A 20,641-nucleotide genomic window follows, 5' to 3' on the forward strand; every position below is an offset into this window, starting at 1 on the left:
TCGCCTGTTTTTTGTGCTGACTGGAGGTGTGTTATGTCGCGTAGCCAATATGTGATCAAGAAAATCTTCAAGCATTATTCGGTGTCGGTGGAACACATCGGCGATGCGCCTGATAGAAAGAACGTCCTGTTGGTCAACGGCGCCATGGCCACGACGTCGGCCTTTGCCCGTACCAGTAAATGCCTGGCCGAACACTTCAACGTGGTGCTGTTTGACTTGCCGTTCGCTGGCAACTCCCGCGCTCACAACCCTGACCGGTGCCTGGTGACCAAGGACGACGAAGTCCAGATCCTGCTGGCATTGATCGAGCGCTTCAACATTCACCACTTGGTTTCCGTGTCCTGGGGTGGCCTGTCCACCCTGCTGGCACTTGCCAAAAATCCAGACAGCGTTGAAAGCTCAGTGGTGATGTCGTTTGCGCCTGGCCTCAACGCGCCGATGCTCGATTACGTCAGCGGGGCGCAGGCACTCATGGCCCGGGATGACAACGCAGGGATCGGCCATTTGCTCAACCAGACGCTGGGCAAGCATCTCCCGGCTCGACTCAAGACCGCCAATCAACAGCATATGGCGCAGTTGATCAACGCCGAGCAGCATCAAGCGCGCTTCCATATCGAACAGGCACTCAAGCTCAATGAAGGGGCCTACTTGCCGCAACTCTTGAACATTGACAGTCATGTGCACTTCCTGAATGGCGCCTGGGACGAATACACCAGCGCCATGGACGTGCAGTCCTTCAAGCAGTACATCCGCGATTGCAGCTTCTCCATTGCCCAGAGCAGCGGACATTTTCTGGACCTGGAGTCCAAGGCCGCGGCCAACGGCGTGCACCGCGCGTTGCTCGGGCATTTGCTGAGGGCATGCGATGCCCAGCCAGGGGCGTTTTGCGAGCAGTCGGCTCAACGAGCGCGGCTGAGCTTTGCCTAAATACTCTTCAACAAGGACGTAGATGATGCGAGTAATCATGGTTGCCATCGGCTCGGCCGGTGACGTTTTTCCCTTTATCGGCCTGGGGGCTGCCCTGACTGTGCGCGGTCATCAGGTCACCTTGTGCAGCATGCCGACGTTTCAGCGCGCCATTGAGGCGCAGGGGCTGAACTTCGTGCCGTTATGCGATGAGGCGACCTACAGCGCCGCCATGGGCGATCCCCTATTGTGGGACCCGAAGACCTCATTCGCCGTGTTGTGGCAAGCCATCGCCGGCCTGCTGGAACCCGTCTACGACTATGTAACCACTCACAATACCGACGATACGGTGGTTGTCGGCTCACTATGGGCCTTGGGTGCACGTATCGCCCATGAAAAATACGGCATCCCTTATCTGTCCGTCCAAGTGTCGCCATCCACGTTGCTTTCTGCACATTTGCCGCCCGTGCACCCCACCTTCAATGTGTCGCGGCGCTTGCCATTGACTCTGCGCAAGCTGCTCTGGCGCGGGATCGAATACCTGAGCCTGGACCGTACCTGTGCTCCCCAAATCAACGCACTACGCCACAAACATGGGCTACCAGGCGTGGTGAAGAACATCTTCAGTCAATGGATGCATGCGCCCCAGGGGGTGATATGCCTGTTCCCCGAATGGTTCGCCCCCGCACAGAAAGACTGGCCACAGCCTTTGCACATGGCCGGTTTCCCTCTGTTCGACGGTGGCGCCCCTGGGCTCGATGAGCCCACACGAGCCTTTCTGGTTGCCGGAGCGCCCCCTATTGTCTTCACTCAAGGCTCCACTGAGCACTTTGACCAGCAGTTTTATCGTTTCGCCCTGGCAGCGCTGCACAGGGTCGGTGCCCGCGGCATTTTTCTGAGCGGTGATCGACCGCTCTTCACGGACCTGCCGCCCACCGTGATACAGCGCCCGTTTTTGCCGATGAGTTCGCTGTTGCCCCACGCGGCCGGTCTGGTCCACCCCGGCGGCATTGGCGCCATGAGCCAGGCGCTGGCGGCCGGCATTGCGCAGATTGTGCTGCCTATCGCTCATGACCAGTTCGATAACGCCGAACGCCTGGTGCGCATGGGATGCGGCATACGCCTTGCCCTACCGTTAAACAAACAGGACCTGGACGATGCGATCACCACGCTCTTGCACGACAGCCGGCTGCAAACGGCCTGTCGTCGAGCGAGCAGCCTGATGCCCTGCGACGCTGCCTCTTGTGAAACAGCGGTCAACGCCATTGAGCAGTGCCACGCGCGGCATTCAATGCCTCGCCTGCGCCAGGCCTCATAAACCTCGAACGTCCAAGTGTAAGCACCGTGCCAGAGCGGTCGGGAAGCCTCGGCAAAGTTTGACAGAAATAGCTTGTGGGCTAGATTGCCAAGAATGCAGTAATCGAGGCGACTGTCCATGGAGAAGGAAAACGACCTCATTCGTTGGTGGGATTGCTTGCGCATCGAGATGTGCAAGCAACAGGATGAGACTCAAGTGTTAGCGCTTCTGGAGCGTGAAGTGTTGCAACTGGGGTTCGAGTACTACGCCTATGGCGTACGTCACCTGACCCCTTTTACACGCCCCAGAACCGAGATATGCGGGTCCTACCCCGCAAGCTGGCTGGCACATTACGAGAAGCAAAACTACGCGGCTGTCGATCCGTCAATCCTTAGTGGCTTGCGCTCTACCGAGATGGTGGTATGGAACGACGCACTGTTTGATAACAGCCGCACGCTGTGGCAGGAAGCTCGGGACTGGGGCTTGTGCATCGGCGCCACACTGCCGATTCGAAGCCACGACCGTTCACTGCGGGTACTGTCCGTGGCTCGGCGCCAAGACATTATTTCGCAGGCTGAAAACAACGAAATTCAAGTGCGCCTGCGCTGCATCCTTGAACGGGTGACACTGCGCCTGACAGACCTGGGTGATAGCGAACGCGCCCACCAATTGGTCTGCCTGAGCCGGCGTGAGCGGGAGATCCTGCAGTGGACCGCCGACGGCAAGAGTTCAGGAGAAATCGCGCTGATCCTCACTATTTCCGTCAACACCGTAAACTTTCACCTCAAAGCCATTCAGAAGAAATTCGGGGCTGGCAACAAAACACTGGCGGCAGCCTACGCCGCTGCACAGGGCCTTATCTAGGGCCCGACAATTGCGATAAGGACGTCCAATGATCAGCATCATCACCCGTCGTCACCATGAACTGTCTGCAACGCTTGAGGACGACCTGGGCCGCTACCGACACGAAGTTTTCATCCAGCAATTGGGCTGGCAACTGAATTCCACGCACGCCCGGCCCCAACGCGAATTCGACCAGTTCGACCACGCGGATGCTCGTCATATCCTCGCCCTGGATGCCGAGCACCAAGTCTGCGGTTGCGCGCGGCTCTTGCCGACCACGCAACCTTATCTGCTGGCGCAAGTGTTCGGTTTTCTGTGCGACCAGCCAACCCCGCGAAGCAGCGACACCTGGGAGGTGTCGCGTTTTGCCGCGCGCGCGCTGGAGGAAGGCACCTTACCGATGCGCGTCTGGTGGAACAGCCTGAACCATGCCTGGAGCCAGGGCGCCAATCGGGTAGTGGCGGTGACCACACCCGCGCTGGAACGTTATTTTCTCAGGCATGGCGTGCAGTTGAGCCGCCTCGGTTCTCCGCAACGCGTGAATAAAGACCATGTGGTAGCGCTGAGTTTTCCGGCCTGGCAGAAAAACGGCCAAATCGCGTTACACGCAGAGTCGGCCGTTGCCTAGCGATGGGTGATCCCCACCTGTGCTTAAAGCCGGGGCATCGGCTGCGAACGCCTCAGGGAATCAGCGAGTAAATCAGTGAGGAAATGGCCACCAGACCGACCAGCGTCACGAACACATTCGAGGCCTGCCCCCGGTACTTGGCCATGGCCGGGACCTTGCGGATCGCGTACATCGGCATCAGGAACAGTATCGACGCGATGATCGGCCCGCCCAGGGTCTCGATCATGCCAAGGATGCTCGGGTTGAGCGTGGCGACGATCCAGCACACCACCAACATGAAGGCGGCGGTCATGCGGTCCAGGGTCTTGGGTGCCGGGCGGCGGCCAGTCTTGACCACCAGGCCCTTGAGGCCCTCGCTGGCGCCGATGTAGTGGCCCAGGAACGACTTGGCAATCGCCACGAACGCAATCAACGGTGCGGCAAAGGCAATCGTCGGGTTATCGAAGTGGTTGGCCAGGTACGACAGGATCGACAGGTTCTGCGCTTTCGCTTCGGCCAACTGCGCGGGCGACAGGGTCAGCACGCAACTGAACACGAAGAACAGCACCATCGCCACCATCAGCAAGTGCGCGCGGGACAGGATCTGCGAGCTGCGCTCGTCGGCGTGTGCGCCGTACTGGCGCTTCTGGTCCACCGCGAAGGCCGAGATGATCGGTGAATGGTTGAACGAGAACACCATCACCGGAATCGCCAGCCACAACGTGTTGAGCAGCGCCGAGGGTGCCGGCACTTCGCTGGCGGTGCTGAGAATGCCGCCATTCCAGTGCGGTACCAGGTACACCGCCAGGAACAGCAAGGCCACAATAAACGGGTACACCATCAAGCTCATGGCCTTGACGATCACTTGCTCACCGCAACGCACCACGGCCAGCAGACCCAAGATCAACACAAACGCCAGGATGGCCCGGGGCGGCGGCAGGATATGCAGCTGGTGCTCCATGAAGCTGCTGACGGTATTGGTCAGCGCCACGCTGTAGATCAGCAGGATCGGGAAGATCGCAAAGAAGTACAGCAAGGTGATCAGTGCACCGGCCTTGATACCGAAATGCTCTTCAACCACGTCGGTAATGTCGGAACCTTCACGGCCGGACAGCACGAAACGGGTCAGCCCACGGTGGGCAAAGAACGTCATCGGGAAGGCCAGCAACGCCAGGATCACCAGCGGCCAGAAGCCCCCCAGGCCCGCGTTGATAGGCAGGAACAAAGTACCGGCGCCAATGGCGGTACCGAATAGCCCGAGCATCCAGGTAGTGTCCTGGCGGCTCCAGCTTGTGAGCGTTGCAGGTGTCGTTGCATAGCGTTCGTCGACGCTATTGGCCTGATCATTCATCCGGTGGGATCTCCGCATTCACACGGCCAGCACGAGTCAGAAAAACCTGACAGGCAGCGCCCTGGCCGAAACAAGGGCCGGATTGTCCGGGATTCTCTTGGAGAAGCAAAGACTTAGCTGAGGAATGGTTAGGCGGAGCAGCTGTTCATGTGGCCGCCCCCGTGAAGGTTTTGGATGGCTGAGACGTCGTACAAACATTACGTCTTAGTTTTAATAGGCCACCTATTGCGAGAAGAGTCCGACAACAAGTTCAGAAGCAGCCCGCTTCAAAATCATATTCTTAGTCATACAACCCCTCAACTGTTACAGGACCATACATAGCTATTGAGCACGCGTAAATTCACACACTAATATCTTCGCGCACTGACCGACAAAGACGATAACAACACTTAACCAACCAGTAAGGAGTTTGATAATGCGAAGATTCACCCTTGCTTTTACCGGCCTGTTTTTCGCGGGTTTATTAGGCGCGCCGTCAAGTTACGCGAAACCGGTTGAGGCTGATGTTCGTGCCCTGGCCTCTTCGCCTCAATGGTTGACCACCAAGGTTTATATAGAGGGCGAGCCAGAAAACGACGTCAAGGCCAAATACCCCGGCGTGGCGGGGGCGGTTATTTCCTGGTCACTGGCGACAAGCAGACCCACATCCTGGTGCCCGACCTTGGCACGCATCGCACCATCGTCAGAAGGCTGGAAAAATTGGACAACACCGAATTCACCTATTCTCGTGAAGTCCCTCGCGACATGGTAGCGACCAACCCTCCCGTTAGAATCTATGTGGCACATGCGCCTTACACGGGACCAATAAAGACTCAGATGTCAAACTAGTTAAACACCCTATTTATATCCAGCCATAAAAAACCAATAACAAACGAGGCACTTGTGATGAATCCATACGCTTCATTCAGATATCTATTCATGCCTGCACTGCTGGTAGCCGTACTGTTGCCCAGCGCAATCACGGTACAGGCCAACACGACACTGCCCACCAAAAGCATCGCCGCCACGTCCGATAACACCGTCATGTTGACCGTGTTTCTTAAACACGATCAATCACGCCCGCTGGGCGAATTGAAAGCCCAACTGGCCAAGCAGGAATTTCACAAGGCCTTCCCGCCGGAAGGTGTCGAAGTCGTCAGTTGGAATATCACCATGGGTATCGGGCAAGTCATCGTGCTGCGTTTACCGGCGTCTCGCCTGGCTCAAGTCAACCTGGCCATCGAGAACACGGCGTGGGGTGTCTACAAGACGGAATTCTTCCCGACCTACGATTTCATGCCGATTGCACAAAGAGAGCGGGCCCAGGCACGGCAACCGGGGACTACTCAGTAGCTGGCGCGACAGAGAAGGAGCCTGGGTGCGCGGGTTTGGGTTGCGCAGCCAGGTTTGACGTATCCGGAAATCTTGCAGGAGGTCAGCGCAATAACGGGTAGGTTCGGCGCATACTCATGCTCTCAAACCCTTCAGGAAGAGCCTTGCGATGCCCACCACTGTTCTGGTCCTGGTTGAAACCATCAACGAATACCTGCAAATCATCGAGAGCAACGACTTTCATGTGATCCTGGCGCCGACGCCTACTGAACGCGCCCAAGCAATCAAGACCCATGGGGGGCAGATTCAGGCCGTGCTGACCCGCGGGCCGCTTGGGCTGTATGCCGAAGAGATCGCCGCGTTGCCATTACTGGAGATCATCTGCGTGATTGGCGCCGGCTACGAACATGTGGACCTGCAAGCGGCAAGCAACCGCGGGATAGTGGTGACTAACGGTGCCGGCGTGAACGCACCCTCGGTGGCTGATCACGCCATGGCGTTGCTGTTGTCACTGGTGCGCGGGATTCCTCAGACCGACGCCGCTGTTCGCCGCAGCGAGTGGCCGAAGGTCATGCGCCCTTCCCTGGCCGGCAAACAACTGGGCATTCTCGGGCTGGGGGCCGTGGGCATGGAAATCGCCAAGCGCGCCGCCCTCGGGTTTGGCATGGAAGTGAGCTATCACAACCGCCAACCTCGCGATGACGTGGATTACACCTACTGCTCAACGGCCGTCGAACTGGCGCGCACTTCGGACTTCCTGATCCTGGCCACGCCCGGTGGGGCCGGCACTCGCCATCTGATCGATAAACATGCGCTGGATGCGTTGGGGCCCAATGGCTATCTGGTGAACATTGGCCGCGGCAGCGTAGTGGTGACCGCCGACCTGGTCGCCGCGCTGGAGCAGCGCCGCATCGGCGGCGCCGCGCTGGACGTGTTTGACGATGAGCCTGCAGTGCCCGATGCCCTCAAGCGCCTGAGCAATACCGTGCTGACGTCCCACGTGGCCGGCCTGTCCCCGGAAGCGGCCCATGACACGGTGCAGCGCGTCGCTGATAACCTGGTGGAATACTTTGCCGGCCGCCCCGTGCTTACACCGGTGGCCTTGCCAGCGCCTGCAAAATGACCGATCAGGCACGCTGATCACCCTTCAACACGCTAACCTATTAAGCCGCCCCGGCCTTGTCGCTGGGCGGCTGTGCGCATTAGATTAGGAAATAGTCCAAGGCCTTTAGAATAAGCAGAAGGGATAAGCATGGCGCTGAACGACCAATCGACCCAGATTCGCCCAGGCGAAGAACTTGATGCCAGCCTGATCGATCCCTACCTCAAAGCTCATATTCCAGGCCTGAGCGGTACCGTCAAAATCAGCCAGTTCCCTGGTGGCGCGTCGAACCTGACTTACCTCCTGGAATACCCCGACCAGGAATTTGTGCTGCGTCGCCCGCCGTTTGGTCACAAAGCCAAGTCTGCCCACGACATGGGCCGCGAATACCGCATTCTCAACCAGCTCAAAGATGGCTTTCCGTACTGCCCCAAGGCTTATGTGCACTGCACCGATGAATCGGTGATCGGCGCCGAGTTCTATGTGATGGAGCGCGTCAACGGCATCATCCTGCGCTCCGACCTGCCGGCTGAGCTGGGCCTGGACGCCACCCGCACCGAGGCCTTGTGCAAGAGCTTTATCGACAAATTCGTCGAACTGCACCAGGTCGACTACCACGCCTGCGGCCTGGCCGACCTGGGCAAGCCCGAAGGCTACGTGGCGCGGCAGATTCGCGGCTGGGGCGAGCGCTATGAAAAAGCCCTGACGCCCGATGCGCCAAAATGGGAGGCGGTACGCGCCTGGCTCAACGACAAGATGCCAGCCGATCATCCCACCTCCAGCATCGTGCACAACGACTACCGCTTCGACAACGTGATCCTCGACCCGCACAACCCGATGCAGATCATCGGCGTGCTGGACTGGGAGCTGACCACCCTGGGCGACCCGTTGATGGACCTGGGCAACACCCTCGCCTACTGGATCGAGGCTGCGGACCCGGCGCCGGTGCAACTGATGCGCCGCCAGCCGAGCAACGCCCCCGGTATGCTCACCCGCCGCCAGTTTGTCGACTACTACGCCGAGCGCTCCGGCATCCAGATCGACAATTTCGATTTCTATTACACCTACGGCCTGTTCCGCCTGGCCGGGATTGTGCAGCAGATCTACTACCGCTTCTTCCATGGCCAGACCCAGGACAAACGCTTCGCGCAGTTCATCCACATGAACAAACTGCTGGAGCAGATGAGCCTGAATGTCATCGGCAAATCAGCGCTCTGAGTGCAACTACAAGGAACCCTCATGTCCAAGACCAACCTGTTCGACCTCGATGGCAAGATTGCGTTTGTTTCCGGCGCCAGCCGTGGCATCGGTGAAGCCATCGCCAAGTTGCTGGCCCAGCAAGGCGCCCATGTGATTGTCTCCAGCCGTAAGCTGGAGGGTTGCCAGCACGTGGCCGATGCGATCATCGCCGAGGGCGGCAAAGCCACGGCCATTGCCTGCCATATTGGTGAAATGGAACAGATCACCCAGGTGTTCGCCGGCATTCGTGAACAGTTCGGCCGCCTGGATATCCTGGTCAACAACGCCGCCACCAACCCGCAGTTCTGTAATGTACTGGACACCGACCTGGGCGCATTCCAGAAGACCGTTGACGTGAATATCCGTGGTTACTTCTTCATGTCGGTGGAAGCCGGCAAGCTGATGCGCGAGAACGGCGGCGGCAGCATCATCAACGTGGCCTCGATCAACGGCATCTCGCCCGGCGTGTTCCAGGGCATCTACTCGGTGACCAAGGCCGCCGTAATCAACATGACCAAGGTGTTTGCCAAGGAATGTGCGGCCTTTGGAATCCGTTGCAACGCGCTGCTGCCGGGCCTGACCGATACCAAGTTTGCCTCGGCGCTGGTCAAGAATGATTCCATCCTGAAAATGGCCCTGGCCCAGATCCCGCTCAAGCGCGTGGCCGACCCCAGCGAAATGGCTGGCGCGGTGCTGTACCTGGCCAGTGATGCGTCGAGCTATACCACTGGGGTTTCGCTGAATGTGGACGGTGGTTTCTTGTCCTGACGCCCCAGGCGCCATCGGTGGCAGACGGGGCTGAGCCGTCTGCCATCAGACTCAGACTCGCACGCCGCTCATATCGATCTTGAATAGCACCAGTTTGCCGTCTGGCAGGGTCGCGCCAATCACTTTGAACAGCCGCTGACGGTCCAGCGCATCCGCTACCTGTTGCCTGGCCCCTGGATCACTGCGGTCCAACTTCTTCAACACGCGTCTAACCCAGCCATCCTCCATCTGGAAATGCTCATAGACCCTCTGCATGCTGACATTGCGCGGTTTGGCATGCTTGACCTCAAGCACGTAGACATCGCCCGCGGGCCCTTTGAACACCAGATCGAAACCGTTTTGACCGCCACCGTAGGTTCCACCAGGGATGATTTGATAGCCATCATTGACCAGTAGTGCGCGGTACATCTTCTCATTGGCAAGCCCACGGCCCTTTGCATCCTGAATACTCAGCGTCTTCCAATGATCAAACAACGCTATTTCATCCGCGCGCCTTTGCCGATGGGGATAATGAAACTGGTCGTTGGCGGCCACTGCGTCGACATTGAACGAGCCCTCACGGCGTACCGCAACGGTGGCCATGCCTTGAAACGGATCAAACTGCACAATGCCCATGGGTAGAGCGTGGCCGTCGGCCTTGGCCTGTATCCCCTGTAACAGCCGACCATAGGGATAACCGTGGGTCCAGATGTGCGTATCAATCTTGCGATCTTGCAGGTGCGCGGGTGCATTGCGGATAGCCGGGTTATCGAATGCAATCATCTGCCGCGCATACTGGCGCATGTAGCAGTACGTTTGCCTGTCCTGCGTCGACATCACGCCCTGGCTCATATCACTGGTAACAGTGGTGTAGCCCAGAACCTTGCGGGCCGCGCGAATGATGGCGCCGATGCTGCCCAAGCGCATCTCGGGCACCCACGAAGCACGGCTGCCACCGGTATCCAGGTAAACACCCGGCGCATGGCTGTGTGCATTGGGAATCATCTGGTATTTATTTCTCGTGCTATCAAGATCGACGCGAACCACTACGCCCCCCACCTCCAGATAGCTGGCGATTGAGTCACCAGAGATCTGAATGATGCCGTCTTCGGTGATGGCCCCGCTTTGCTGCCACACCCCACGCGCGTCAGGTACGTAAAGTTTGTTATCGCCCACTTTGAAGGACGCCAACGAGAACCGGGCATCGCCGTAGTAGCTCTGCCCGCCCATGACGTACTGTCTTTTCCCCTGGATAGCCGGCCCCGTCGTTGCGCCCCCACCTCGTGCATCGTAAAGCTGCAGATCCAACCGTGGATCCCGCGGCACGGGGGCGGCCATCGGCATCGACACCGGTGCACTGGCATGAGCCGCCGTCGTCACGCCGGTCCAGGTCCAAGTGCCCCCCACTCTGCTGACAGCAGATGGGCTGGCCGCCAGTTGATGAGCCAAGCGCGGGTGATAAGTGCCGCTGGCCGGGTGATAGTCCACTTGCACTGTCTGCCCGGTATCCAGATCAATGTAACTGCGGCCGGCAGCCTGACGAATACCCTCGGCATTTGCGGGCCCAAGCGCATCGCCCGTTACCCACACTGCCTGCGGCGGCAGCGGCCCAGGCAGATCCAGCGCACTTATGTGCGCGACCCCAAGCGCGTCGCCGTGCCCGGTGCGCTGCACGCCTTGATTCACAGGTTGAAGGGAAGGAACCAGACGGCCATAGTCCCTGACCATGACGGTGTCGGCACCCAAGCCGATACGTGAGGGTGATACATGCGCGGTCCTGGGTGATTGAGGTTTTTGCTGCATAAAAAATCCCTTTTCAATGATCTATCAAACTGAATCGGCACCGATAAACCGCAGTTGCGCAGACGTCACAGTGCGCTGGGGATCAGCGTCCGCTCCCCAGCAATCGCGACCTGCATCGTAATGAATACCTGACACCGTACCGTCCTCCAGCTCAAGGCCGACGATACGCAACTGACGCACCATCACGGTCGTCCACTGGCGAGAACGGCGCAGCGCACCCAGTACCTCATCGATGCTCGAATAACGGCAAGCATCCAGTTGCACGAGGCAGATCGCGCCCAGGTCCTGGCGAATGTCGTACTGCTCGCCCTGCAGGGTGTGTACGCTGACCTGTTCCAGCGGTATCGAAGGGTCTGTCACGGGAGGCAGCAACACTGTCACGCTGCCAACGGTCAGCGTGTCGTTGATGAGGGCGATATGCGCCCGCTCAATCAACTCGCCAAGACCGGCGGTATTGATCCGCCAGAACGACGCGTCCGCCGTTTTGGCCAACGCCCCCGGCGTGGACAGGGCAATCGTTGAGCCTGCGCTGGGCACGACCTCGTAGGTCGATGAGCGCCCCATCAGCGCATAAAGCCTCTGGTAATGGGGCGGTACAGGAATAACGACTTTCTGTTGCACCGATTGCAACCAGATGCCCTTGGCGCTGTGCGGTCGAAAAAACCCGTGCACGCCGGGCTTTTCTATCAAGGCAGAGCTGCCGTCGAAGGTCTTGAACCCGGGCGAGGCACGGTCTTGGATATAGGATTGCTGGGCCGCCTGCACGCGGTATGAGACGCCGTCATTCATGACCAGCACGAATCGGCAGTCCAGCGTCAAAGCCACCGCGATGATGTTTGAGGTCACGTTGGTGCGCGCCGAAGAACGATCGCTGGCATAGTGGGCGAGGACCAATTGGCTGCCGTCGATGAACCTGATGGTCAATCTCACGTCGCTGTAGGTCAGCGAATCGAAGTGTCCCCTCCTGCGCAGGGTCACGCGGTAATGGGCCAAGGCCTGGAGAATCTCCCGCGACGAATAGTCCACGTACAGCACGCACGCGGTGGTGTCGCCCTTGAGGCGAACATCGAGCACCTTTGCACCTGGCCCGCGTTCGACGAACCCACGCGTAGAACGCCCATGGGGCACCACGAACGTGCCGGCGCCCAACACCTTGTCCAGGCTGACGTCCTGGCCGCCCGCTCTCACGGCAACGGTGACGTTAGTGTCCTCGCTGCCCATCAACACCGGTTCAAGGATCGGCTCAAGCGTATAGCCGTCCTCCGTGAGAAACAGCAGGTTGTGCTTGTTCAAGCGGCGCTGCTCATCACTGGACGTATAGAGCTGCTCAAGCTTGATGACTTGCTCCGGCAGTTCGCCGTCCACGCCCCTCCACGCCACGATGACCAGCGCACAGCCCTGGATACGCCAACTGCTGATAGACGCCAACGGCCAGCGCATCTCAATCACAGAGCCCTCGGCCCAGTCCTGCTCATGCAATGTCACCGCGCCAGGGTTGCTGGCAATCACATAACGGTCTTTGCCCGCCCCACCGTCCACCCAGGCGCCAGCGCCCAGCACAATCACTGTATCGTTGCCCTCTGCGGCTTCGATCCGATCGTTGTGACCGGCGGCGACCAGGGTATTGGCCTGTGCTGAACCCTTGAGATGGTTGGCAAGCCCGGTTGGGGTGTAGATATTTTCTATCGAGTCCAGGCTGATCGAAGGATAAGGCGGCGACTTGTCGATATCCTTGCGCCGCACCACAGTGCCCGCCTGCAGGTCGATGGCATAACCTGCCGTCCCGTCCTCATAAATTGTCGAGTTGGCCAGGTAAAGCGTATCGCTGCCCTCCTCGCCACGCAGCTCGCTGGCCGGGCTATTCGCATCGGTTTCGTCAAGTATGGCCGTCGGCATGTCATACCTGAACAGGTCGTTCTTGGCGCCCCCGGTGAGCTGCTTGTGGCCTTCACCGAAGCGGAAAATGTTCGGGTTGCCAGTCGAACCTTTGACCTTGTCATTACCTCCCCCCAGTTGCCAGAGCACAGCCGCATCCACGGCAGTACTCTCAAACACCGCACCCGGCAGACGGTCAACCGGGGTATTGGACGCATCGACTTCATCATCTTGGTCAATCACCGTGGGCTCTGTGGTGTCGATGTACGGATCTTCACCCTCGGCCTCGTTCCAGCGGCGCTTCCAATGGCGGACTGGCCTCAACCGCACCTCAAACCCGCCATTGACCACCGCCTGCACGGTGCCTTTGAGCGCGCCTTTAAGCCAGGCATCGGCCTGCTCCTCCAGTTGCTGCGCATACTGTTGTTCCATCCGGGCCACGACGTACCGATCGCGTATGGCCCTCTCCTGCTCCTTGCCTTGAAAGGCCAACCAGCCCGCGTGCAGGCGCTCGAAGATACTCAGTTCGATGTAATCATCAATGTCATCCACCTGACGAACCGCAGCATAGAGTTGCGTGCCAAAGATCAGTACGGCAGCGGCGGCAATGCCCAGCGGGCCGGCCACGCTGAACCCGGCCAACGCAGCGGCACTCAGGGCCACAGCCACGCTGGCGCTCACAATACTGAAGCCGGCATTGACGTAATGGTCCATGGCTTCCTTGCCGGTACTCTTGGCTGCCTTGGCGAACGACTCCTTGGCATTGAGATAATCAAAGGGCAACGTCAGCACCAACGCAAACAGGCTGGCCCCCCGTCGCAGGGCCTGGCCGAGGCAACTGGTGCTGAAACCTGCAAATACCTTGCGACCGTTTTCCAGCAGCCGTCTGCCGAATTTTTCCAGCGCCAGCTCCAGTGCAGCCCCTGTGAGGTTGGCCAATAACTCAGCGCCGGTGACCACCGACCTATTGATGTCGCCGGTTTTGATCGCCTCGGCCAAGGCGCTGATTGCGCTGTAATACCCGTAAGCTGCAAGCCCCGCGCCCATGACCGCCAGGCTTCGGCTTTTCTTCGGCTCGACCCAGCGAGGCATTCCCTCCAACTGCGCCGCTTGGTTGAGATTGGTTTTCTGTACTGAACGCAACAGGTTATCGAGCTTGCCGACTGCACCAGGATGTTCGTCTCCCGGCTTCGCCAACAGCAGAGGTGGTGCCTGTAGCGAACGCAATGCCGCGAACTCGAATAACAGCGCGGCACTGTTGTCACTGACCGAGTCATTCCTGCGCAGACACCGATGCAGTCTGGATGCCGAGAATCGGATCGCATCAAGCAGCGTCTGGTCTGCTTCGCGTACCGCCAGGTGATGGGCCTTTACCGGTTTTCCCGCCATGTAGGCCCCCATGGCGGCAAGGTCTCTACGCTGGACAGTCAGCTCGCCCACAACCAATGGCCCCAGGCTCTGATCCAGGGCAAGCAATGCTGCTTGCCTTTTTTTCGCAGGTGTTTCGATTGTCGCCATGCGTCCGCCTCCCTATGCCACGACGTAAACAGGGATAGTGGCGGCCAACAGGACCCAGGCAACGGTAGATGCTTATGCGTACCGGCAATTGACGCAGAGATAGTTTGAGCCCATAGCGCAAGCGAGTAATCTGGCGCGGAGTGAAGCCTTGGGATGAAACATGGAACTGCACGTGGTAATCAATGGCCGCAAGGACCTGGCCGAACAGCTCTACCAGCAGTTGCGCGAAGCCATCGCCACCGGGCGGCTGTCCGCAGGCGCACAGCTGCCCCCCAGCCGACTGCTCGCCGAACAACTGGGCATCTCGCGCAAGACCGTGTCGGACACCTACGCCACCTTGACCTACGAGGGCCTGCTGATTGGCAAGATCGGCCGCGGTACTTTCGTCAATGCCTGGGCGCCACAGCCCGACCGCGTGCAAACCGCCACCGACCTGGCGTGTGCCGCCAACCTGGGCAAATGGGCGGCACTGCCCTCACCCATGGGCCACCCCGCCCGCGAGGAGATCCTGCGCTACGAATTTATCGGTGGCGCGACGACACGCCACCAATTCCCACAGGATGAATGGCGGCGTTGCACCCAGGATGCGTTGCGTCGCATCGCCCAGAACAGTGGTTTTTACAGCCAGCCAGAAGGCGTGCCCGCCCTGCGCGATGCCATCGCCGGGCATATCGCGTTTTCCCGCGGGGTCAAATGCAGCGCCCGCGATATCGTAGTCACCAACGGCGCACAGCAGGCGCTGGACCTGCTTGCCCGCGTGGTGCTTGAACCCGGCAGCCTGGTCGCGATGGAAGACCCCGGCTATAGCCCCGCACGCCAATTGTTCGTCGCGATGGGCGCCCGCGTCGCCAGTGTTGCCGTCGACGAACAGGGCCTGCAGGTCGACCAGATCCCGGATGGCACGCGCCTGATCTATGTGACGCCGTCCCACCAGTTCCCCCTCGGCATGCCCATGAGCCAGGCGCGGCGCGAGGCCCTGCTGGACCGCGCCATTGCGCTCGGCGCGATCATCATCGAAGACGATTACGACAGCGAATTCCGCTACGAAGGCCGCCCCACCGACTCCCTGCAAAGCATGGATACCCGAGGCGTGGTCACCTACGTCGGCACCTTTTCCAAAACCCTGTCGCCGGAGTTGCGCCTGGGCTACGCGGTGCTGCCGCCGGCCATTTATGGTGCGGTGCTCAAGGCCAAGCAATTGACCGACCAGCACAGCGCTACCTTGCCGCAGTGGGCACTGGCCAAGTTCATCAGCGAAGGCTACCTGCTCAAGCATATTCGCCGCTGTCACGGGGTCTATGCGGGGCGTCGCGAACGCATCCTGCAGCGTCTGGCGGGCGATCTGTCGCCGTGGTTCGAGGCAGTACCGACGGTGGCGGGCTTTCACCTGGCGGCCCTGTGCAAGGTGCCGGTGAATATTCCATTGCTGATGGAACGGGCGCGCCAGGTTGAGGTGGGTTTATATCCCTTGGACGTGTTTTTTCACGACAAACCGGTGCGCTCGGGGCTGATTCTGGGGTTCGGCGCCATCGAGACCCTGGACATCGACCCGGCGCTGGACAAGGTCCGCGATATTCTGCTGCAGATTGGCTAGGCAGTTTTCCGGCGCATTGGTCATTGGTGGCAAGCCCTCGGCGGCGTAGGGTGAAGCGGTCTTTCACCCGATGGAACCCTCATCATGAAACGCTTATTCGCTGCCACCCTGATGCTCGCCTCCCTCAGTGCATTTGCCCACGACCCGGTCTACAACCAGGAAACGCTCAAGGTGCTGCAAGAGCACGCCTTGACCAACGTGCCGGGCAAGAAAACCATCATGCTCACCGTGGACTACGCCCCCGGCCAGGCCACCGTGCCCCACAGCCACACCGGCACCGCCGTGGCTTATGTGCTCGAAGGCGAGATCACCTCGCGGGTCAATGATGAAAAGGCGATCACCTACAAAGCCGGGCAATCGTTCTACGAGCCGGCCGGCTCGCGGCATTTTGAGTCAAGCAATGCCAGCCAGACCCAACCGGCCAAGCTGCTGGTGGTGATGGTGCTGGATGACAAAGCTGAGGTACTCACCCCGCTTCCCAAGTAATCAGCAACACCACAAAACCCATGTGGGAGCTGGCTTGTGTGGGAGCGGGCTTGCTCGCGAATGCGGTATATCCGTCACAGATGTGTTGCCTGAGCCACCGCTTTCGCGAGCAAGCCCGCTCCCACAGTTTTAACCTGCTCTGCCAGTGGTCCAGGGACGTTTGAACAGGTTGCGCTGGTGTTCAATGCGCTGGCGGCACTCACAACCCTCCAGATGATCATTGACCATTCCCATCGCCTGCATCAACGCATACATCGTGGTCGGGCCGACGAAGGTCCAGCCGCGTTTCTTCAGGGCCTTGGACAAGCGCACCGAAGCCGCTGAGGTCGGATTGGCCGTCCAGTAAGCCATGTCCACCACTGCCGGCCGCTCTTGCGCGCCGGGTTCGAACGCCCACAGCCAGCGCGCCAGCGAACCGGTCTCCTCCACCAGCTCACAGGCCCGGCGTGCGTTGTTGATGGCCGAGATGATTTTCGCCCGATTGCGCACGATGCCCGGCTCGCTCATCAACCGCTCGATGTCCGTCTCGCCGTACTGCGCCACCCGGCGAAAATCAAAACCCTCGAACGCCTGCCGAAAGTTTTCGCGCTTGCGCAGGATGGTAATCCACGCCATCCCCGCCTGAAACCCCTCCAGGCAGATCTTCTCGTACAGCGCGATGTCATCCGCCACCGGCACACCCCACTCGTGGTCGTGGTAATGCAGGTACGCAGGCGCTGCAGTGCGCCAGGCGCAATACATGCGCCCTGCTTCGTCGGTTGTCAGCCCTGATTGATCCATCCATCACCTCGTATGCCCAAGGCGATGATACGCAAAAAAAATTAATCCCCGCCAACCGCTCAAGCATCGTACTTACCGACCAACTGGTCAGACCGGGACCTGCCAACCGCCAAATATTTACTTGTGATTTGAAAAAACCCGAGCGTAGACTGGCCCCGCACTGGACTTACCGGTAAGACCACAACAATTAAGCCCTGGAACCACCAGGGCACCGAATAGAGATCCCTCCCATGCTCAGATGGTGCTCGCGTTCGATTTTCCTGCAAGTCGTGATTGGCCTGATACTCGGCATCGTCTGCGGCCTGGCCCTTCCCGAATTCTCCTCGCAACTCAAACCTTTGGGTGACGGCTTTATCAAGCTGATCAAAATGCTGATCGGCCTGATCGTGTTCTGCGTAGTGGTCAGCGGTATTTCCGGCGCGGGCGACTTGAAGAAGGTCGGACGCATCGGCCTCAAGTCGGTGATCTATTTTGAGATGCTGACCACCGTCGCCCTGGTGCTCGGCCTGATCATGGCCTTCAGCACCGGCATCGGCAGCGGCGCCAATATTCACCTGGAGCAACTCTCTTCCGCCGGTTTGAATGAACTGGCGGACAAGGGCCAGCACATCCGCGGCACCAGCCAGTTTCTGATGGAGTTGATCCCCAACTCGGTAGTCGGCGCCTTTGCCGATAATAACGTGCTGCAAGTGCTGTTGTTTTCGGTGTTGTTCGGCAGCGCGCTGAACCTGGTGGGCGAAGCGGCCAGCGGGATTTCGCGACTGATCAACGAATTGAGCCATGTGATCTTCCGCATCATGGGCATGATCGTGCGCCTGGCGCCAATTGGCGTATTCGGTGCCATCGCGTTCACCACCAGCACCTATGGCCTCGATTCACTGCAACACCTGGGCAGCCTGGTGGGGCTTTTCTACCTGACCTGTTTTGCCTTCGTGGCGGTGATCCTCGGGCTGGTGATGCGCCTGTCGGGCCTGCGCATGTTGCCGCTGCTCAAGTACCTGCGCGAAGAACTGCTGATCGTGATGGGCACCGCGTCGTCCGACGCGGTGTTGCCGCAGATCATGCGTAAACTGGAACACCTGGGCATCGGCAGCTCCACCGTGGGCCTGGTGATTCCCACCGGCTATTCGTTCAACCTCGACGGTTTTTCCATCTACCTGACCCTGGCTATCGTGTTTATCGCCAACGCCACCGGCACACCGCTGTCGATGACCGACTTGCTGACCATCCTCCTGGTATCGTTGATCACCTCCAAGGGCGCCCATGGCATTCCAGGCTCGGCGCTGGTGATCCTGGCGGCAACGCTCACAGCGATTCCGGCGATTCCGGTGGTCGGCCTGGTGTTGGTGCTGGCCGTGGACTGGTTCATGGGCATCGGCCGTGCGCTGACCAACCTGATCGGCAACTGCGTGGCCACCGTGGCGATTGCACGCTGGGAAAAAGACATTGATATCCAGCGCGCCAACAAGGTGCTCGACGGCCAGCAAGGCTATGCCTTCCAGGCCAAGAAGCCGGTACTGCCGGCGCATCAGGAGTTCTAGGACAACACCCATCCAATGTGGGAGCTGGCTTGCCTGCGATAGCGGTGGGTCAGCGTCAACTGTAGTGCCTGACACTCAGTCATCGCAGGCAAGCCAGCTCCCACTTTGGACCTTCGCCAGACTGAATACTGTATGAGCAACATCAAGGAGCCTTCGACGTGATCAGCACTTCAACCGTCGTCAATTCAGTGGTAGAAAAACTGCGCGCCGCCTTGGCGCGAGGCCAGTGGCGCCGCGGTGAAATGCTGCCCGGTCAACGCGAACTGGCCGAACAGCTAGGTATCAGCCGCCCGAGCCTGCGCGAAGCGGTAATCGTGCTGGAGACCCTCGGCCTGGTGCGCTCCATGCCCGGCAAAGGCGTGGTCGTGCTGGAAACCAGCGTCAGCGAGCCGCAATCGAGCGACGCCGTGGCCGATGCCAGCCTCGAGGACATCCTGCAACTGCGCTACACCCTCGAACCCTTCATCGTCGGCCTGGTGGCCCAGTCCATCAGCAGCAAGGAAATCGGCCAACTGCGCCTGACCCTGATGGACATGCGCGAGGCCCTCGATGCCGGCGATGCCGAAGCCGGCATGAACGCCTATATCGACTTCCATGAAGAATTGTTCGCCCTGACCTCCAACCCGATCTTCCAGAACGTGGTGCAGCAAACCAGCACCGCGCTCAAACAAAGCGCCCAGGTACTGCGCAACTCGCCTGAACACCTGGCCGAACGCCTGCAAGAGAACGAGGCCGTGGTACGCGCCATCCGCAACAAGAACAGCGCCCTGGCCAGTGCCGAAATGCGTCGGCACATCCTGCAGGAAGGCCTGCGCATGGGCATTCGCTTGAATATCCCGGACGACCATCTGGGCAGTTGATTTTCGGAGACCGGCCATGAACGCTCACGCCCTGCAACGCGACTCCACCCTCACGTCCCTACGCTGGACGCCCGAAAAAAAGCCCTCGGTGGACGATATCTACCCACGCTTGTTCGACGCCATTCTTGAGCAACGCATTGCGCCCGCCAGCCGCTTCACCGAAGAAGGCCTGGGCGAACTCTTTGGCGTGAGCCGCAGCGTGATTCGCCGAGTGCTCGCCAAGTTGTCCCATCAGCAAGTGGTCATCCTGCGCCCCAACCAGCGCGCCCAGGTCGCCGCGCCGGATGCCCAGCACACACGGCAGATTCTGGAAGCACGGCGTCTCACCGAAATGACCGTGGTGCAACTGGCCTGCGCCCAAGCCACAGCGATGCAGATTCGCCAACTGCGTGAGCTGATTGCACAGGAGCGCGACGCCATTGAGCGTGACCAGCGGGGGCCGGCGATCCGGTTTTCGGGAGAGTTTCATCTGCAACTGGCGCACATGGCAGGCAATGCGCCGTTGGCGCAGTTTCTCAACAGCCTGGTGCCGTTGACGTCGTTGATCATTGCGCAATTTGAAACGAAGGCCTGCACGTACTGTGCGTGGCAGGAGCATGTGGCGATTGTGGATGCGATTGAACAACGCGACTCAACCACCGCAGTAGCGCTGATGACGCAACACCTGGATCACCTAGAGCGCAAATTACTCAAACACCATTGAGTCGGAGTGTACGAAGATCAAACGTGGGAGCGGGCTTGCTCGCGAATGCGGTGCCTCAGACACGTATGTGTTAACTGA

Annotated in this window: 17 protein-coding genes and 1 pseudogene; 14 read left to right on the forward strand and 4 right to left on the reverse strand. The window is 59.6% G+C overall.

Going from position 1 to position 20,641, the window contains the following annotated elements:
* Positions 1 to 33 precede the first annotated feature (33 nt).
* The 4 genes from BMH52_RS20045 to BMH52_RS20060 all read left to right on the forward strand — a co-directional run bounded on the left by BMH52_RS20045 (position 34) and on the right by BMH52_RS20060 (position 3,674).
* Positions 34 to 927 carry an alpha/beta fold hydrolase gene (locus tag BMH52_RS20045; RefSeq protein WP_014718333.1) on the forward strand — a complete coding sequence of 298 codons (894 nt, stop codon included), beginning with the start codon at positions 34 to 36 and terminating at the stop codon, positions 925 to 927.
* A 25-nt stretch (positions 928 to 952) separates the two neighbouring features.
* Positions 953 to 2,224: a glycosyltransferase gene (locus BMH52_RS20050; RefSeq protein WP_019820177.1), complete on the forward strand. Its 1,272-nt coding sequence runs from the start codon at positions 953 to 955 to the stop codon at positions 2,222 to 2,224.
* Positions 2,225 to 2,341: 117 nt separating this feature from the next.
* Positions 2,342 to 3,067, forward strand: coding sequence for an autoinducer binding domain-containing protein (locus BMH52_RS20055; RefSeq protein ID WP_073844818.1), 726 nt, complete (start codon positions 2,342 to 2,344; stop codon positions 3,065 to 3,067).
* Between the two features lie 28 nt (positions 3,068 to 3,095).
* On the forward strand, positions 3,096 to 3,674 hold the full coding sequence (locus BMH52_RS20060) for an acyl-homoserine-lactone synthase (protein WP_072434521.1): 579 nt from the start codon (positions 3,096 to 3,098) through the stop codon (positions 3,672 to 3,674).
* Between the two features lie 52 nt (positions 3,675 to 3,726).
* On the opposite strand, the gene BMH52_RS20065 is transcribed toward BMH52_RS20060, so the two are convergent.
* Complete coding sequence (locus BMH52_RS20065) at positions 3,727 to 5,004, reverse strand: serine/threonine transporter (RefSeq protein ID WP_014718329.1); 1,278 nt, start codon at positions 5,002 to 5,004, stop codon at positions 3,727 to 3,729.
* Positions 5,005 to 5,419: 415 nt separating this feature from the next.
* Here BMH52_RS20065 and BMH52_RS20070 point away from each other — a divergent pair.
* The 5 genes and pseudogenes from BMH52_RS20070 (at position 5,420) to BMH52_RS20090 (ending at position 9,424) form a co-directional block, all read left to right on the forward strand.
* Positions 5,420 to 5,832 (forward strand): annotated as a pseudogene (locus BMH52_RS20070) (DUF4822 domain-containing protein).
* A gap of 90 nt (positions 5,833 to 5,922) precedes the next feature.
* The gene (locus BMH52_RS20075) at positions 5,923 to 6,336 is read left to right on the forward strand and encodes a hypothetical protein (protein WP_073844820.1); all 414 of its coding nucleotides are present in this window, start codon (positions 5,923 to 5,925) and stop codon (positions 6,334 to 6,336) included.
* A 148-nt stretch (positions 6,337 to 6,484) separates the two neighbouring features.
* The gene (locus BMH52_RS20080) at positions 6,485 to 7,438 is read left to right on the forward strand and encodes a 2-hydroxyacid dehydrogenase (RefSeq protein ID WP_014718326.1); all 954 of its coding nucleotides are present in this window, start codon (positions 6,485 to 6,487) and stop codon (positions 7,436 to 7,438) included.
* 129 nt (positions 7,439 to 7,567) lie between these two features.
* Complete coding sequence (locus tag BMH52_RS20085) at positions 7,568 to 8,635, forward strand: phosphotransferase family protein (protein ID WP_034126012.1); 1,068 nt, start codon at positions 7,568 to 7,570, stop codon at positions 8,633 to 8,635.
* Positions 8,636 to 8,656: 21 nt separating this feature from the next.
* Positions 8,657 to 9,424, forward strand: coding sequence for an SDR family oxidoreductase (locus BMH52_RS20090; protein WP_014718324.1), 768 nt, complete (start codon positions 8,657 to 8,659; stop codon positions 9,422 to 9,424).
* 51 nt (positions 9,425 to 9,475) lie between these two features.
* Here the strand turns inward: BMH52_RS20090 and BMH52_RS20095 are convergent, their stop codons facing one another.
* A complete protein-coding gene (locus tag BMH52_RS20095; protein WP_177345101.1) occupies positions 9,476 to 11,206 on the reverse strand; it encodes a hypothetical protein in 1,731 nt (576 codons plus the stop codon).
* A 24-nt stretch (positions 11,207 to 11,230) separates the two neighbouring features.
* On the reverse strand, positions 11,231 to 14,599 hold the full coding sequence (locus BMH52_RS20105) for a calcium-binding protein (protein ID WP_073844826.1): 3,369 nt from the start codon (positions 14,597 to 14,599) through the stop codon (positions 11,231 to 11,233).
* A 160-nt stretch (positions 14,600 to 14,759) separates the two neighbouring features.
* Here BMH52_RS20105 and BMH52_RS20110 point away from each other — a divergent pair, with 160 nt between their 5' ends.
* On the forward strand, positions 14,760 to 16,193 hold the full coding sequence (locus BMH52_RS20110) for a PLP-dependent aminotransferase family protein (RefSeq protein ID WP_019820194.1): 1,434 nt from the start codon (positions 14,760 to 14,762) through the stop codon (positions 16,191 to 16,193).
* An 84-nt stretch (positions 16,194 to 16,277) separates the two neighbouring features.
* Positions 16,278 to 16,679 carry a cupin domain-containing protein gene (locus BMH52_RS20115; RefSeq protein WP_014718320.1) on the forward strand — a complete coding sequence of 134 codons (402 nt, stop codon included), beginning with the start codon at positions 16,278 to 16,280 and terminating at the stop codon, positions 16,677 to 16,679.
* Positions 16,680 to 16,808: 129 nt separating this feature from the next.
* Here BMH52_RS20115 and BMH52_RS20120 read toward each other — a convergent pair whose 3' ends face one another.
* Complete coding sequence (locus tag BMH52_RS20120; protein ID WP_073844828.1) at positions 16,809 to 17,459, reverse strand: DNA-3-methyladenine glycosylase I; 651 nt, start codon at positions 17,457 to 17,459, stop codon at positions 16,809 to 16,811.
* Positions 17,460 to 17,674: 215 nt separating this feature from the next.
* Here BMH52_RS20120 and BMH52_RS20125 point away from each other — a divergent pair, with 215 nt between their 5' ends.
* The 3 genes from BMH52_RS20125 to BMH52_RS20135 all read left to right on the forward strand — a co-directional run bounded on the left by BMH52_RS20125 (position 17,675) and on the right by BMH52_RS20135 (position 20,563).
* Complete coding sequence (locus tag BMH52_RS20125; protein ID WP_172832684.1) at positions 17,675 to 19,000, forward strand: C4-dicarboxylate transporter DctA; 1,326 nt, start codon at positions 17,675 to 17,677, stop codon at positions 18,998 to 19,000.
* A 158-nt stretch (positions 19,001 to 19,158) separates the two neighbouring features.
* Complete coding sequence (locus BMH52_RS20130) at positions 19,159 to 19,860, forward strand: FadR/GntR family transcriptional regulator (protein ID WP_014718317.1); 702 nt, start codon at positions 19,159 to 19,161, stop codon at positions 19,858 to 19,860.
* 16 nt (positions 19,861 to 19,876) lie between these two features.
* Positions 19,877 to 20,563, forward strand: coding sequence for a GntR family transcriptional regulator (locus BMH52_RS20135; RefSeq protein WP_073844830.1), 687 nt, complete (start codon positions 19,877 to 19,879; stop codon positions 20,561 to 20,563).
* Positions 20,564 to 20,641: the final 78 nt, after the last annotated feature.

This window comes from Pseudomonas sp. BTN1 (genome assembly GCF_001907715.1).
GTDB classification, from domain to species: Bacteria; Pseudomonadota; Gammaproteobacteria; order Pseudomonadales; family Pseudomonadaceae; genus Aquipseudomonas; species Aquipseudomonas paracarnis.